Source organism: Rhodococcus sp. MS13 (assembly GCF_013277835.1).
GTDB lineage: Bacteria > Actinomycetota > Actinomycetes > Mycobacteriales > Mycobacteriaceae > Rhodococcus_F > Rhodococcus_F erythropolis.
The window spans coordinates 21,723-36,380 of record NZ_VBTL01000009.1 but is presented as its reverse complement, the minus strand read 5'-3'; the positions used below and the strand labels follow the sequence as shown (position 1 = coordinate 36,380).

At 62.1% G+C, this 14,658-nt stretch carries 18 protein-coding genes; 9 read left to right on the top strand and 9 right to left on the bottom strand.

From position 1 onward, the window contains the following. Positions 1 to 4: 4 nt before the first annotated feature. A complete protein-coding gene (locus FEZ59_RS17605; protein WP_031330876.1) occupies positions 5 to 967 on the top strand; it encodes an SDR family oxidoreductase in 963 nt (320 codons plus the stop codon). After that, positions 964 to 2,766 carry a fatty acid--CoA ligase FadD11 gene (gene fadD11, locus FEZ59_RS17600; RefSeq protein WP_153211764.1) on the top strand — a complete coding sequence of 601 codons (1,803 nt, stop codon included), beginning with the start codon at positions 964 to 966 and terminating at the stop codon, positions 2,764 to 2,766. Before FEZ59_RS17605 ends, fadD11 begins: the two co-directional genes overlap by 4 nt. Here fadD11 and FEZ59_RS17595 read toward each other — a convergent pair. The 5 genes from FEZ59_RS17595 to FEZ59_RS17575 form a co-directional block, all read right to left on the bottom strand. Then, complete coding sequence (locus tag FEZ59_RS17595) at positions 2,742 to 3,827, bottom strand: ATP-binding cassette domain-containing protein (RefSeq protein WP_021345303.1); 1,086 nt, start codon at positions 3,825 to 3,827, stop codon at positions 2,742 to 2,744. The genes fadD11 and FEZ59_RS17595 overlap by 25 nt on opposite strands. Beyond that, a complete protein-coding gene (locus FEZ59_RS17590) occupies positions 3,824 to 4,633 on the bottom strand; it encodes an ABC transporter permease (protein ID WP_020970514.1) in 810 nt (269 codons plus the stop codon). The genes FEZ59_RS17595 and FEZ59_RS17590 overlap by 4 nt, the downstream gene beginning before the upstream one ends. Continuing rightward, the gene (gene modA, locus FEZ59_RS17585) at positions 4,630 to 5,439 is read right to left on the bottom strand and encodes a molybdate ABC transporter substrate-binding protein (protein WP_020970515.1); all 810 of its coding nucleotides are present in this window, start codon (positions 5,437 to 5,439) and stop codon (positions 4,630 to 4,632) included. Before modA ends, FEZ59_RS17590 begins: the two co-directional genes overlap by 4 nt. Positions 5,440 to 5,463: 24 nt before the next feature. Then, a complete protein-coding gene (locus tag FEZ59_RS17580; RefSeq protein WP_172932963.1) occupies positions 5,464 to 5,859 on the bottom strand; it encodes a TOBE domain-containing protein in 396 nt (131 codons plus the stop codon). A 125-nt stretch (positions 5,860 to 5,984) separates the two neighbouring features. Continuing rightward, on the bottom strand, positions 5,985 to 6,563 hold the full coding sequence (locus tag FEZ59_RS17575) for a carboxymuconolactone decarboxylase family protein (RefSeq protein WP_020908828.1): 579 nt from the start codon (positions 6,561 to 6,563) through the stop codon (positions 5,985 to 5,987). 135 nt (positions 6,564 to 6,698) lie between these two features. On the opposite strand from FEZ59_RS17575, the gene FEZ59_RS17570 reads away from it, so the two are divergent. Then, positions 6,699 to 7,889, top strand: coding sequence for a pyridoxal phosphate-dependent aminotransferase (locus tag FEZ59_RS17570; RefSeq protein ID WP_172932962.1), 1,191 nt, complete (start codon positions 6,699 to 6,701; stop codon positions 7,887 to 7,889). Continuing rightward, positions 7,886 to 8,896, top strand: a complete 1,011-nt coding sequence (locus FEZ59_RS17565) for an AraC family transcriptional regulator (RefSeq protein WP_092763002.1) — start codon at positions 7,886 to 7,888, stop codon at positions 8,894 to 8,896. The genes FEZ59_RS17570 and FEZ59_RS17565 overlap by 4 nt, the downstream gene beginning before the upstream one ends. On the opposite strand, the gene FEZ59_RS17560 is transcribed toward FEZ59_RS17565, so the two are convergent. After that, complete coding sequence (locus FEZ59_RS17560; protein ID WP_003940409.1) at positions 8,893 to 9,318, bottom strand: VOC family protein; 426 nt, start codon at positions 9,316 to 9,318, stop codon at positions 8,893 to 8,895. The two genes, FEZ59_RS17565 and FEZ59_RS17560, sit on opposite strands and share 4 nt — an antisense overlap. Before the next feature lie 57 nt (positions 9,319 to 9,375). After that, positions 9,376 to 9,816 (bottom strand): Lrp/AsnC family transcriptional regulator, encoded by a 441-nt coding sequence (locus tag FEZ59_RS17555; RefSeq protein WP_020970517.1) that lies wholly within the window; start codon positions 9,814 to 9,816, stop codon positions 9,376 to 9,378. Between the two features lie 79 nt (positions 9,817 to 9,895). Between FEZ59_RS17555 and FEZ59_RS17550 the strand changes: the two genes are divergently transcribed. The 4 genes from FEZ59_RS17550 (at position 9,896) to FEZ59_RS17535 (ending at position 12,758) form a co-directional block, all read left to right on the top strand. Next, positions 9,896 to 10,633 (top strand): AzlC family ABC transporter permease, encoded by a 738-nt coding sequence (locus FEZ59_RS17550; protein WP_020970518.1) that lies wholly within the window; start codon positions 9,896 to 9,898, stop codon positions 10,631 to 10,633. Continuing rightward, on the top strand, positions 10,626 to 10,955 hold the full coding sequence (locus tag FEZ59_RS17545; protein WP_070385591.1) for an AzlD domain-containing protein: 330 nt from the start codon (positions 10,626 to 10,628) through the stop codon (positions 10,953 to 10,955). Before FEZ59_RS17550 ends, FEZ59_RS17545 begins: the two co-directional genes overlap by 8 nt. A 140-nt stretch (positions 10,956 to 11,095) precedes the next feature. Then, positions 11,096 to 12,229 carry a HoxN/HupN/NixA family nickel/cobalt transporter gene (locus FEZ59_RS17540; RefSeq protein WP_037119767.1) on the top strand — a complete coding sequence of 378 codons (1,134 nt, stop codon included), beginning with the start codon at positions 11,096 to 11,098 and terminating at the stop codon, positions 12,227 to 12,229. 127 nt (positions 12,230 to 12,356) lie between these two features. Further along, positions 12,357 to 12,758, top strand: a complete 402-nt coding sequence (locus FEZ59_RS17535; RefSeq protein WP_020908832.1) for a hypothetical protein — start codon at positions 12,357 to 12,359, stop codon at positions 12,756 to 12,758. A 24-nt stretch (positions 12,759 to 12,782) separates the two neighbouring features. On the opposite strand, the gene FEZ59_RS17530 is transcribed toward FEZ59_RS17535, so the two are convergent. Continuing rightward, positions 12,783 to 13,244 (bottom strand): hypothetical protein, encoded by a 462-nt coding sequence (locus FEZ59_RS17530; RefSeq protein ID WP_020970521.1) that lies wholly within the window; start codon positions 13,242 to 13,244, stop codon positions 12,783 to 12,785. Between the two features lie 83 nt (positions 13,245 to 13,327). After that, complete coding sequence (locus FEZ59_RS17525; RefSeq protein ID WP_024487274.1) at positions 13,328 to 14,119, bottom strand: MerR family transcriptional regulator; 792 nt, start codon at positions 14,117 to 14,119, stop codon at positions 13,328 to 13,330. Between the two features lie 246 nt (positions 14,120 to 14,365). On the opposite strand from FEZ59_RS17525, the gene FEZ59_RS17520 reads away from it, so the two are divergent. Continuing rightward, positions 14,366 to 14,593, top strand: coding sequence for a hypothetical protein (locus FEZ59_RS17520; protein WP_242459846.1), 228 nt, complete (start codon positions 14,366 to 14,368; stop codon positions 14,591 to 14,593). The last annotated feature ends 65 nt before the right edge of the window (positions 14,594 to 14,658 follow it).

Genomic DNA, 14,658 nt, shown 5'->3' with positions numbered 1-14,658 from the left:
AGCAATGACGGGACGCATGTCCGCAATTGCGGGAACAGTCCGCGATCTGGGCATTCCACTGCCCGGACGCCGAATCGACTACGACGTTGCCGGAAAGGTCGTGCTGATCACCGGCGGAGGCGACGGTATCGGTTCCGCGCTGGCGCGCACTCTCCACCGGCGTGGGGCCACCGTGGCGCTGGTCGACGTCAACGAAAGTTCATTGGCAACGGCCGAGCGCTCATTCGAGTCACAGCGAGTCGTGACGGTGACGGCCGATGTCCGAGATCGGGACGGCATGACAGCAGCCGTGCAAACGATCATCGAGCAGCTGGGCAGAATCGACGTCGTGGTTGCCAACGCCGGAATCACCCCTCCCCCGGCAACATTGCGCCAGATCGATCCCGACGCCTTCGATCGTGTGCTCGACGTCAATCTCACCGGCGTCTTCAACACCGTGCATCCGACCATCGACGAGGTGATCCGCAACAGTGGGCACATCGTCGTCGTGTCATCGGCGGCGTCGTTCGCCCCCGGTTTGGGCGGCGCTTCGTACATGATCAGTAAGGCTGGGGTCGAAGCGCTCGGCCGGGCGCTGCGTCTCGAGGTTGCCGGCTACGGCGCCACTGCCGGCATCGCGTACTTCGGGATGGTGGATACACAACTTGCACGCGCCACACTCGACGACGACGAGATCGGGCGCAAACTCGACGCTCGACTACCCGGTCCCCTCCGTCATCGAATCTCCCCGGACCGTGCCGCCACGGTGATCGCAGACGCGATCGCGCGCCGCGCCGCGCGGACCCTTGCCCCCGCTGCCTGGGAACCCTGGGCGTGGGGACGCGGATTCATCAATGTCCTGGCCGACGGCTATCTGGCCAGGGACAAACAGGCACACGACCTGATCCGCGAACTCGAAGACAGAACCACCGCTGCGGCCCCGACGAATGTATCAGCCCTGACAAAGGCATCCAGGAGATCATCATGACCACGTTGTGTGCAGCCTTCCAGCGAGTGTCGGCGGTAGCGCCCGACGCGGTGGCCCTGCGAGACATCGGCGATGCGCGAACACTGACGTGGCGCGAGTACGCCGAACAGGTCCGCGAGGTTGCCGCGGGATTGGCCGGAATCGGCGTGGGACACGGCGATACGGTTGCCTTGATGATGAGTAACCGCATCGAGTTCTATCCGATCGACGTCGGTGCCCAACATCTCGGCGCGACGTCCTTCTCCATCTACAACACGTCGGCACCCGAAGCCATCCGTTACATCCTCGCCAATTCCGGTGCACGGGTTCTCGTCTGCGAAGACCGGTACGTGGATACGGTCCGCCGCTCGGGCGCCACACTCGAGACGATCGTCGTCGTCGACGCGCAATCGCATGTCCACCAGCCCGGCACCGTGACCCTGGAGCAGATGAAGAATTCTGCCGCATCGGATTTCGATTTCGAGGGCACCTGGCGTGCGGTGAAACCGAACGACGTCGCCACGTTGATCTACACCTCCGGCACGACCGGCAACCCCAAGGGCGTCGAGACGACTCATGCATGCCTGTTGTTCGAAACCAACGCCGTAAGCGCTGTACTCCCCGTCGAATTCGGTGACCGCATCACCTCGTACATGCCGTCGGCGCACATCGCCGATCGGCTCACCTGCCTGTACATGCAAATGGTGTTCGGCACCCAGATCACTGTCGTACCGGATCCGAGCCAGGTAGCGGCCGCGCTTCCGGACTGTCGTCCCACGATCTGGGGCAGCGTCCCCCGTGTGTGGGAAAAGCTGAAAGTTGCAGTCGAATCGGCTGTCGCCAACGAACCGGACGACGCGCGGCGAGCGGCGTTGCAGTGGGCACTCGACGTCGGTCGCACTCGTCTCGCACACTTGCGAGCCGGTGAAACAGTCCCCGCCGAACTGGAAGCGGACTACGCCCGAGCCGATACGATGGTCCTGTCCGCTCTGCGTGCGAAACTCGGCTTTGCCGAACTGAAGTGGGCCATCTCTGGCGCCGCACCGATTCCGCCGGAAACCTTGGCATTCTTTGCGGCCCTGGGAGTTCCGATCTCGGAGATCTGGGGAATGTCCGAGCTGACATGCATCGCAAGCACCGCGCCGGCCGAGCCGACCAAGCTCGGAACGGTCGGAAAGTTGCTCCCAGGCATGGAAATGCGCATCGAGGCGGACGGCGAGCTACTGGTTCGAGGACCGTTGGTCATGAAGGGGTACCGCGGCGAACCCGCAAAAACGGCCGAAGCGATCAGTGCAGACGGGTGGCTCTCGACCGGAGATGTCGTCACCGCCGACGCGGACGGCTACCTCACGGTGATCGATCGCAAGAAGGAGTTGATCATCAACGCGTCGGGAAAGAACATGTCACCGGCTGCCATCGAGACGGCAGTGAAGACGTCGTCGTCGTTGATCGGCGAGGTCGTGACGATCGGAGACGGCCGAAAGTTCAACACAGCGTTGATCACTCTCAGCGCCGACGCCGCGGTCGGAGCGGCACGCTCACTGGGACTTGCGGCCGAGGCCGCGGTACTCGCCAAGGACGCTCGGATCGTCGACGTCGTTGCAACTGCTGTCGCCGAGGGAAACTCGCGTCTGTCGAGGGCCGAGCAGATCAAGCGGTTTCACGTACTCACCATGTTCTGGGAGCCAGGCGGCGACGAGCTGACACCGACGATGAAGCTCAGGCGCAAGCCGATAGCCGAGAAGTACGCGTCCGAAATTGCAGCCCTCTATGCGGATTCGGTCGTTGAGGACGTCTACGAGCCTGCACCCTGCGCATAGATCAGCGTCTCGGTGGCCTTGACCACAAACGTAGCGGCCGACCCCGGAACCAGATCGAGTTCGGCCGCTGCGCTCGCCGTGATGTCGGCAGACAAGCCCGGCTGGCCGGCTTCGTCCTCCGCTCGCACTCGGACGACATCGCCTCGGTTTTCGATCTCCGCGATCGTGACCGCAAACGCATTTCGTGGGCTGCCGTGCGGCGGATCCAGGAAGACCGACACTGCTCGCGGCTCGAAGACCGCCACGGCGGCACTGCCGGCCGGTAGGTCGGTCTCCGTCTGGCCCGCGATATCCACCCCGACCGGACTTCTGAGCACTCCGTCTCCGGCCATCGTGCCGCTGCGCAAGTTGATTCCGGCGATGCGTGCTGCGAATGCACTACGCGGGCGGGTCAGAACTGTTCGTACGTCACCACGTTCGACGACCCGGCCACCGTCCATGACGACAACCGTGTCGGCCAGCGCAAGTGCGTCCAGAGCGTCGTGCGTGACGAGTACGGCAGTGCGATCGCCGGTCCTGAGCACTCGGCGCAGTAACGACCGCAGCGCGGGGGCGGAGGCGACATCGAGCGCGGACATCGGTTCGTCGAGTAGAAGCAGTTCGGGTTCAGCAGCCAATGCCCTCGCCACTGCAACCCGTTGCGCTTGGCCACCGGAGAGTTGTGAAGGCTTGCGGTCAGCCAAATCGCCGGCGTCGACTGCGTCCAGCCAATGGCGCGCGGACTCGGCGGAATCGCGACGCGACCGCCCTGCACTGCGCGGCGCGAACGCCACGTTCGCAGCCGCACTGAGATGGGGAAAGAGAAGTGCCTCTTGCGCGAGTAGGGCAGTGCCGCGCCGATGGGGTGCCAACACGACTCCCCTACGGGTATCGGTGAGAACGCGGGAATTGAGTTCGATCAACCCGCGCCGCGGATGATGCAGTCCGGCAACCGCCGCCAGTACCGTCGACTTGCCGGCGCCGTTCGGCCCGAGGATGGCGGTCACCTCGCCCGCCGCTACGTCGAACGTCGCAACGACGTCGCGCTCCGGAATCTCGATGTCGACGTGGAGGCCACTCACAACGAACCCGCCGATCCGCGTCCACGCACCGCAACCACGATGACCACCGCGACTACAACCAGCACCAGCGAAAGCGCCACCGCTGCATCCGGATCGGTCTCACGCTGGAGATAGATTTCCAGCGGCAGGGTACGCGTCACCCCTTGCAGACTTCCCGCGAAGGTCAGCGTCGCACCGAATTCCCCCAGCGCTCGAGCGAAAGCCAGAACTGCCCCTGACACCAGACCGGGAAGCACCAGCGGCAGAGTCACCCGGCGAAGCACAGTGGTCGGGCGGGCTCCGAGCGTCGAGGCAACGGCCTCGTATCTTGTACCCGCAGTGCGTAGTGCACCTTCGAGGCTGACGACGAGGAACGGTAGCGCAACAAACGTCTGCGCCAGGACCACCGCGGTTGTCGAGAATGCTATCTGGATGCCGAGCACTTCCAACTGCTCACCGATCAACCCTTTGCGCCCGAACGTGTACAGCAACGCGATACCGCCCACCACGGGCGGCAGAACCAGCGGGAGCAGAATCAAGGATCGAAGAACGGACAGTCCCCGAAAATGACTGCGCGCCAACACCGCGGCCATCGGTACCCCGAACAGGATGCACAGCAGCGTGCTCATTGCCGCTGTCTTCAAACTCAGTTTCAACGCGGCAACCGACGATTCGGAAGTCACGAGTTCCCAGAACTGCGACCACTGCACGGTGGCCAGCATCGCCGCCAAGGGCGCGATGACAAACGCTCCGCCGATCAGCGCCGGAAGGTAAATCCATACCGGCAACCCGAGCGGAGCCCGGACTGCCGGTCTTAGGTGTGTCACGGGGCAGCGAATCCCGCGTCACTCAGAACTGCCAGGCCCTTGGGCCCCTTGACGAGATCGACGAACTTGGTTGCCGTTTCCGAATTCTTCGAATCCTTCAGCACCGCAATCCGGTACAGGTTGACCACCGTGGTGGCTTCCGGGAACGCGACCGTCTGCACCTTGTCACCCGCGGACTTCGCGTCGGTGACGTAGACGATGCCGGCATCGGCCTGACCGGACGTCACCTTGTTGAGAACGTCGGTCACCGACGATTCCTCACTGACGGGCGAGAGGGTCTCACCTGTGGCCGTCTCGACCTTCTTCGTAGCCGCGCCACACGGGACCTGCGGAGCGCAGATCACCAGTTGTGTCCCCTCCTTTGCCAGATCGGCGAAGGACGCGATGCCCTTCGGATTGCCAGGCGGTACAACGATCGTCAAGGTATTGCTCGCGAAATCCGAGGGCGACCCCGCGACGACACCGGCATCGGTGGCCTTGGTCATGTTGGCGGCGTCAGCCGAGGCGAACACGTCAGCCGGTGCGCCCTGGGTGATCTGGGCGACGAGATCCGAGGACCCGGCAAAGCTGAATGTGACCGATGAACCGGGGTTCTCGGACTCGAACTCCTTGCCGAGTTCGGTGAAGCTGGTCTTGAGTGACGCCGCCGCGAAGACGGTGATGCTTCCCGTGGCACTGTCACTGGAAGTGGTCGTGGTCGGAGCGGCCGACGACGTCTCCGACGACGAATTGTCGGAGGAACTACAACCGGTCACCAGGGCAAGCGAAAAGGCACCTGCTGCAACAAGTCCGACTACACGCTTCACGAATTTCCTCCAGTATGTTCAGAACTACGGCGTTTCCACGATGACCGTGGTGGCCTTCACGATTGCGACTCCGATACTCCCGACCTCGAGTCCGAGCTCCCGAACCGCGTCGGTACTCATCAACGAGACGACAGTGAAGGGCCCACACTGCATTTCGACCTGGGCCATCACCTTGTCGGTGACGACCTTGGTGACGAGGCCGGCGAACCGGTTGCGGGCCGAACTCGCACCCGCGAGCGGATCGGACGGTGCGGGTCCGGCGTTGGACCGGGCGAAGCCCGCCAACTCGGCACCGTCGATGACCTTGCGGCCGGAGTCGTCCGTCCTCGCGGTGAGAAGCCCACCGTCGACCCACCGTCGAACGGTGTCGTCACTGACACCGAGCAGACCGGCAGCTTCGCGGATTCGAATGTTGGGCACCAGGTGATCGTAGGTCGCAAGTGCGGACCTAACAAGCCGAAATACTCCGCAGATGCGTGAACTAGTCAATCATGATCACGTATCTGCGGAGCATTGTCGATAGTTGCCGTAGACGAGTCAGCGCATCATTCTTCGGCCCAGGGCACGCGGCAGGAGTCGGTGCTGAACCCTTGCTCGGTGATCCCCAACGCCGAATACATCCGGGCGCGCATGTTTTCGAGCCCGATCTGATAGGTCAGTTCCACGACGCCCGCTCGCCCGAACCTGCGCTCGAGATCCGCGACCTGCTCGTCCGTCACCCCGTTCTCCCCGTGCGGGTCACCGGTCATGGCATCGGCGTAGGCGATCGCGGCCCGCTCGTCCTCGCTGTACTTCGGTGAATCCCGGTAATTCGCGATCCCTTTCAGCTTGTCGATGTCCAAACCGTCCAGGCGCGAGAGCATCGTCCCGAAGTCGACACACCACGAGCAGCCGACAGTCCAGGCGACGCGATAGACGGCCAGTTCACGAATGTTCGACGGCAGCACCTTCGACGCCTTCTGCACGGCCATCTCGTGACGGGCAGCCGCGACGAACAATTTCCGATGGTTGGCCAGGACGGCAAAGGGCTCGGGGACTTCGTCGTACTGCCTGGCGGCGAATTTGTATGCCACTTTGATCAACGGACTGGCTTCTGACGGTGTCACTGCGGGAATGCGAGTCATGGCAAGCCTCCGTATGTTCTGGGGCACCGGATTCGATGCTCTCTACAGAGTTGGACGATGGCGGCGATTCAAACGTGACAAGCACCGCGTCCGAGCGGATGTGAGGATGCGGTGTCAGCCGACTAAGCTGCAAAGATGCCTTCGACGCCCCGCAACCGCACCGTCTCGCGTCTGCAGCCGTTCGCATCCACGATCTTCGCCGAGATGACAGCGTTGGCCACACTTCACGACGCGGTCAACCTCGGTCAGGGCTTTCCGGATACCGACGGTCCTGCGGCCATGCTCGAAGTAGCGCGCCGAGCCATCGCCGAGGGCGTCAATCAATACCCGCCCGGTCCGGGCATGCCCGTCTTGCGTCAGGCCATCGCGGAGGATCGGCGCGTCCGTTACGGACTCGACAGTGATCCCGACTCCGAAGTTCTAGTCACCGTCGGCGCCACCGAGGCGATCAGTGCTGCGATTCTCGGACTGGTCGAACCCGGCGAAGAAGTAGTGCTGATCGAGCCGTACTACGACTCCTACGCTGCATCCGTCGCATTGGCAGGCGCTGTGCGTCGCACAGTTCCGCTGGTTGCCGCGGGAGACGGATTCGCGGTCGATCTCGATGCATTGCGCGGCGCGATCACCGCCAAGACGAAGATGCTGATCGTCAACAGTCCTCACAACCCCACCGGCACCGTATTCACCGATCACGAACTTCGAGCGATCGCCGAACTCGCGTGCGAACGCGACCTGATCGTGTTGAGTGACGAGGTCTACGAGCACTTGGTCTTCGACGGCCTCACCCACACACCGATGGCGTCGCTCCCGGGCATGCGTGAGCGCACCGTCACTGTGTCCAGTGCCGCAAAGACTTTCAATGTCACCGGCTGGAAGACCGGCTGGGCGATCGGCCCCCGAGAACTCATCGACGGAGTCCGTGCCGCCAAGCAGTTCATGTCATTTGTTGCCGGTGCACCATTCCAACCGGCCGTTGCCTACGCGCTGACCAACGAACAGCCGTGGGTCGTCGAACTTCGACAGAGCTTGCAGGGCAAACGGGACGTACTCGGAAAAGCTCTGACCGAGGCCGGTTTCACGGTGCATTCCGGCGGCGGCACGTACTTCCTCCTTGCCGACATCAGACCGTTGGGTGAAACCGACGCGGGAGATTTCTGTCGCGCCCTACCCGAGCGTATCGGCGTCGCGGCCGTACCGGTCGACGTGTTCGCGGACAACCGCGACGATTGGAAGCACCTGGTGCGCTTCGCCTTCTGCAAGCAGGACCACATTCTTTCCGAAGCTGCACGCCGTCTCCACCTGCTCCAAGGAACAGCGCACCCATGACAGCGCGGACCATCCCGACCGCATTCGTCCACCGCTACCTCGCGTTCTCGCCGGACAACGACGTCGATTTGTCTGGTGCACTGCGAGCTGCTGGGATCGACCTGGAGACATTGTCGGACGCTCGCGCGCGGCTGACCCCAACTCAGGTCACCACCTTCATTCAAACCACCTGGCAGATCACCGACGACGAATTGTTCGGCCTCGGATCCGCCCCGGTCCCCCGTGGCACTTTCCGATTGATCTGCCTGACGTTGATCCATTGCCCTGACCTCGGATCAGCGTTCGCTCGAATGTCCGACGTGATCCGTGCGCTACCGGCTCTGGCCCCACTGGCGATCGAAAAGGGCGAGGAAAGCACGCGGGTGAGCTTCGCAGTCCGAGCTCGCGAGGGCGTCGCCGAACCTGATGTCGCAGAACGTGTCACAACCGATTTTGTCCTGATCTTGCTGCACCGATTTTCCGCGTGGTTGATCGGAAAGCGCGTCCGACTTCGGGCAGTCGAATTTCCGTACTCGGCACCGGATGCGCGGTTGGCGCAGGACTACGACTACATCTTCGGAGCGCCGGTCACCTTCGGCGCGCGGCGAGCGGCACTGGAGTTCGACAACTCCGCAATGCGTGCACCGATCATCCAAACCGAGGAGACGTTGGAGGAGTACCTCCGAGAATCTCCGATTCAGCTCATGTCCGAACGCGATTACGACAGCACTGCGTCGGCGCAGGTGCGACGGGTCCTCGAACTCGGAGTGAAGGGGCGAACCTCCACGGCCGAGGAGATCGCCGAGATGCTCTCGATCAGCGTTCCCCATCTGCGTCGACTGCTGCGGCGTGACGGAACATCACTGAATCAACTACGCGAGGAAGTGCTCCGCGACGTAGCCATCGCTGGTTTGCGGCGCGGAGAATCCGTCGAAGTACTCTCGGCGCGATTGGGGTTCTCCGAGCCGAGCGCGTTCCGTCGGGCCTTCAAACGATGGACCGGCGACACTCCGAGTTCGTACCGCTAGCTGACGCAGAACTCGTTTCCTTCGGGATCGGTCATCGTGATCCACACGCTCGGCCCCTGCGCTCCCCGGTGCAGGATCGTCGCCCCCACCGTCTCGAGGTGCGCTGCGACATCCTCGCGCTTGTCGCCCACTCGTATGTCGAAATGGAGCCGGTTCTTCACCGTCTTCGATTCCGGAACCAGTTGGAACAGAACGCGGGGACGTTCGGGATGCTCCGGATCGCTGATGGCCGCACCTTCGCGCCAGACGAGAACTCCCTCGAAGGTCGTGGTGTCAGATTCCTTGGCGTGACCAGCAGCGACGAGGCCCCTGATGAAGTCTTCGTCGCTGGGCTCCGCTGCCCACCCGAGTGCTGCGGCCCACCACTTCGCCTGTTCGTGCGGGTGTGCCGAATCTACTGTGACTTGAAATTCGTATCCCATGTTCCGACGTTAACGCCGACCACCGACACCTAGTGAAGGTTCAGCCGAGCCCGGGCATCAGTCGACACTCTTGATGGTCTTCATGGTGATCAGCGATGTCACCCGCGAGACAGCCGGAAGCCCGCTGAGCTTGGTGACCATGAAGTTCTCGTAGGTCGCGAGATCTTTCACCGCGACCCGAATGAAGTAGTCGGGAATTCCGAACAACCGCCGACATTCGATCACTTCGTCGAAGGCGGCGACCTGGGATTCGAAGTCCTCGATGGTCGCCTGGTCGTTGACTCCGATCTCGGCGGTGACGATCACTTGAAATCCTCGGCCAAGCGCTTCCTGACTGACGATCGCGCGGTACCCGGTGATGATTCCGTCGGCTTCGAGCTTTTTCACGCGGCGCAGGCAAGGGGACGGTGTCAGACCCACCAGATCCGCCAATTCCGTGTTCGTCAGACTCGAGTCCTGACGGAGGTGAAACAAAATTGCGTCATCCATGGCATCCATCGCACTATTATTGCGCACTGTTCAATATGTGGGCATTCTGAGCAATCGATAACCTCGATCTTTGTTATAGATTTGCGTCGTGATCGAACCAGCATCGTCGACGGCCGCGCCTGCCGTCGAACTCTCGCCGCGAACCCCGGCGTGGCGGCACGCCTTCCAACTGTCGCTGCCGGTCGGATTCGGCCTGCTCCCACTCGGGATAGCCCTGGGCGTTCTTGTGGTCCAACAGGGCCTCAACCCTTGGTGGGCAGTCGCTTTCACCTCGCTGATCTACGCCGGATCGCTGGAGTTTCTCGCCGTCGGAATGGTCGCGGCCATGACACCACTGCCGTACGTCGCTCTGACCGCACTGCTGGTCAACTTTCGACATGTGTTCTACGCCTTGAGTTTTCCGCTGGAAAAGATTCGCAACCCCTTCGCCCGCTTCTACAGCATGTTCGCGCTGACCGACGAGGCCTATGCGATGTCGGTAACTGCCGATCCCAAGGCACTCACCGGACGCGTCATCGTCTACTCCCAGCTGTACCTCCACGGCTACTGGATCGGTGGCGCGATCCTGGGCGCGACGGCAGGACAGTGGATTCCAGATTCGATAGTCGGTCTCGACTTCGCTCTGACCGCACTGTTCGTCGTCCTCTCGATCGAGGCAATTCGCGCACAAAACGGATTCGCGGTGCCGGTCGCTGCGGTCACCTGCGCTCTGGTCGCCCGGCTCGCAGCCCCGGATCACATGCTGCCAATTGCAATGGGCGCCTTCGTGCTCTTCCTGATCGGCCGCTTTGTCTACGACTCACGAAAGGCGAAGATCGATGCCTGACACCTCGTACATCTTTGCGGCGGTCGCAGTCATGGCCGTGGTCACCTTCGCGCTGCGCGCAATCCCCTTCGCCGCGCTCATGCCGCTGCGCTCCTCCGCCCTGGTCGGCTACCTCGGCATCTACATGCCGGCCGGCGTCATGCTGATCCTCGTGATGTATTCACTCAAAGGGGTGTCGATCACCGCCCCGTCTCACGGCCTCCCCGAACTGATTGCAGTGTGTGCCACGATCGTCGCGCACCTGTGGCGAAAGAATGCCGTCCTGAGCATCGTTGTCGGAACGACGATCTACGTTGCGCTGGTCAATACCGTGTTTGCCTGAGCAATTCCCATCCGGGAGCAAAGCAGCTTTACTCCCGGATGGGTGATTTGTAACCTCCAGGCGCTTATCTGAACAGTTGAACACTTATACGATTTCAGTAGGGTGGCCGCCGGCCGCGACTGAAAGATCGGTGAGGTTCGATGTCCACGACAATGACCACGACGGGCACCCGAATCGCCGGCGCTTGGCACAGTCTGGATCGAGGCCAGCGTCGAAGCATCATCGGAATGACCGTCACCGTCGTTGCACTCAACGTCGTCGGGTGGGCAGTTCTTCTCGGTCTGGTTGTCCCCGGCCACTACACGATCGAAGGCAGTGTCTTCGGCATCGGACTCGGTGTCACGGCGTACACGCTCGGCATGCGCCATGCTTTCGACGCCGATCACATCGCCGCCATCGACAACACCACTCGGAAGTTGGTGGCGGACGGCAAGAAACCGATGTCCGTCGGTTTCTGGTTTTCACTCGGACACTCCACCATCGTCTTTGTTCTCGTCGCACTTCTGGCGTTGGGTGTGCGGCAACTTGCCACCAGCCTTTCCGACGACAACTCAGATCTGGAAAAGTGGACCGGCTTGTTCGGCACAACCATTTCCGGAACGTTCCTGATCTTGATCGGCCTCCTGAATCTTTTCTCTCTCATCGGGATTCATCGGGTGTACACGAAGTACAAGGCCGGAACCTTCGACGAGGAACAACTCGAGAAGGAACTCGACAGCCGCGGCGCCCTCAACAAGATCCTGGGCCCGGTGATGAAGATGGTTCGCAAGCCCTGGCACATGTACCCGGTCGGCCTACTGTTCGGACTGGGATTCGACACCGTCACCGAAGTGGGACTGTTGGTGATCGCCGGCGGCGCGGCAGCGACAGGGCTCCCGTGGTATTCGATCCTCGTTCTACCGATACTCTTCTGCGCCGGGATGTCTCTGTTCGACTCGATCGACGGATCGTTCATGAACTTCGCTTACGGTTGGGCATTTGCCCAGCCGGTACGAAAGATCTACTACAACATGGTGATCACCGGACTCTCGGTGGCAGTGGCACTGCTGATCGGGACCCAGGAAATCATCTCGATCTTCACCGACAAACTCGACATCCACGACGGGATTCTCGGCGCCATCGGGAACTTGGATCTCGGCGCGATGGGCTTCATCATCGTCGGACTCTTCGTTGCCACCTGGATGATCGCCCTCCTCGTGTGGCGGTACGGCCGCATCGAAGAACGGTGGCAAGCGCAGTCCGTTGCCGCCGCACCTCGATCGACCGCTGAATAGTTTGGCAATCCGAGTCTTCTACGCACATTCAGTGCGTTTCCCACATTTATCGAAAGACGCATCCCGCGGAGTTGGCGAGATGCAATAGTGGAGTTCGAACGGGGTGAGCCCCGGCTAGGAGAAAACGGTGCGGATACGTCATGCGGTAGTGGGTGTGGCAATCACGGGACTTGTTCTTGCAGTGGCCGGCTGCGGTAGCGGCGACGGCGAAGCTGCCGAAGGACCAGGCATCGCCGTGGCGGCGGAAACCAAGCAAGTTCCCGACCGGGTGACCGTGCATCGACCTGGCCTCATCGACACCAGCATTTCCCCGTTCGACGTGCCTGAATGGCCAGGGCCGCACCCCTCCGAATTCCTCGAGCCCAACCCGCCGTCGGGCGAGAGCGGTGAGATCGCCGGCGACCAAGCTGCGGCAACGTACGCGGCCTCGCTCGACAACCCCGATGCACTATGGAATGTCGGTGGCACGGTGGAGTGGCTGGTTGTCGATCCGTTCCGTGAAGGTCTTCCACCGAGGTCTCCGCACTGACCGGATCCAACGATCGTTGCGAATTCAGTTCGGCCCCAATGCAGCACAGAACTCGCCGGGTTGATCGACATGCAACCGCAGCCCACCGATCGTGGTGGGACTGGCCTTCGAGAGCCGTTTCGGGAGCGTGACCGAGAGCGGCCGATCGAAGTCTATGTCCACGACAGTGCCGTCGGGCCCCGGCAGAACCAAGCGATCGTCGACAATCACATTTGCTGTCTCACCGAACCTTCGGACCATGCTCGCCCGCGAAATCCGTGATCGGTCCACCTCGACTCGAATGCCCGTGCCGGATCGAAACACTACCGTTCGAGCCGAGACGAGGTGCGGGTGCACGACGCGTCCGGCAAGCCAACCGCCAATCGCAATCAGCGACAACACCGTTGCAACGAGCAGCACGACGCGAAGCCACTGCCACGGCACCAGGAAGTGAATCGCTACGGCCTCGATCACACTCGCCGCAACAAATGCCACCGGTATCGACATTGTCCCCCTCGCGTAGCCGAAAGTCGCTGTATCACTGGAACCTCCGTCTCTCCGACCCGTCGAGAGCAACCACAGTGATCGGATCACGCCGTACCGCCTGACATGAGACGTGTTGCGACGCGCGCGACCACTTCACGTTGCGCTGGATCGGGCACCAGGTCCGCGATCCCAACCGAGAATCCCACACCTGCGGAGTCTCCGTCTGAGTACACATCGCCGAGCACCCCGTCCAGTGATTCCTCCAGTTCGTCCGACAAGTACGCGATCTCGTCTGCAACCTCGGCTACCTCGCGCCCAGACAGAGCGGCGAAACGACGGTACAGATCGACAATTCTCTTCCGGTCGCCCTCGTCGGACAGCAATCGCGCAGCCGTGGAGAACAGTTCGTGTGGCGCTGCTCCCGAGATCGCCACCAATTCCCACATGTCGCGTTCACGCTCGAACAGACGCCGAACCGAATCCGTCGGGGACGACGCGATCAACTCGTCGAACGCAGACAGCAACTCCACCGGAAGCGGCGAGACCACCCGGCCGGCGCCTCGCGCCGAGAGCATTTCCTGGAGGCGCACTCGCTGGTCTGCGAGGACGCGCTGTTTCCGGTCTATCTCCGCGATCAGGGAGGAAAGATCTTCGGCGAAGTCGTCCGGTTCTCGTGCATCGATCGGCTTCGGTTCGATCATCGCGGCAATGGATCCGAGTGGAATGCCGGCGGCGGAGAGCCAACGAATGCGCATCAGCCTGACCAGATCGGGAAGTTCGTAAGTTCTGTAACCGTTGGACAGTCGTCTCGGCTCGGCCAGCAGCCCCAGTCGGTGATAGTGCCGAACGGTCCGCGGAGTGGTGCCTGCCGCACTGGCCACGTCGCTGATTCGCATACGAACAGCATCAACTATGACGCTACGTCATAGTCAAGGCCGACATGCCGGCCTTGAGGCCTAAGGTCCTGTTCTGCCTGCCAATAGTTTCGCAGACGAATTTCGCGGGTATTGATCACTTGCGGCGGCGATTTCCAGAGCGAGGGGTCAGCCGCGCAAGGTCTGCCCCCGGCTGTCACTCGCCGGGTGGCGGGCCGCCAAAACCAGCGGGCCGCCGAAAACAATCTGTGCCAGGCGATGATTTCGATGCAAACGACACGACTCGACACCATCCTGATTCTGATCGTCGGGACGGCAATCGGACTGAGCGTCTGGCTGGCCACGCAGAAACCATTCGCGTCGATCGGACTCGGAATCGCAACGGTGGTGATCTGCTGGATCTCTTGCTCGATGATCCACGGCTTCCCACACCGATCGACGAAGGACATGCGTCCGCGCGAGAACCAGGATCGCGAGTCACCGAAACGGCGCTGACGCCGCGTAGGGATGAGGCCGACCGTGGAGGCCCGGACACAGCGAAGTGAGTGGTTCACCTGTCG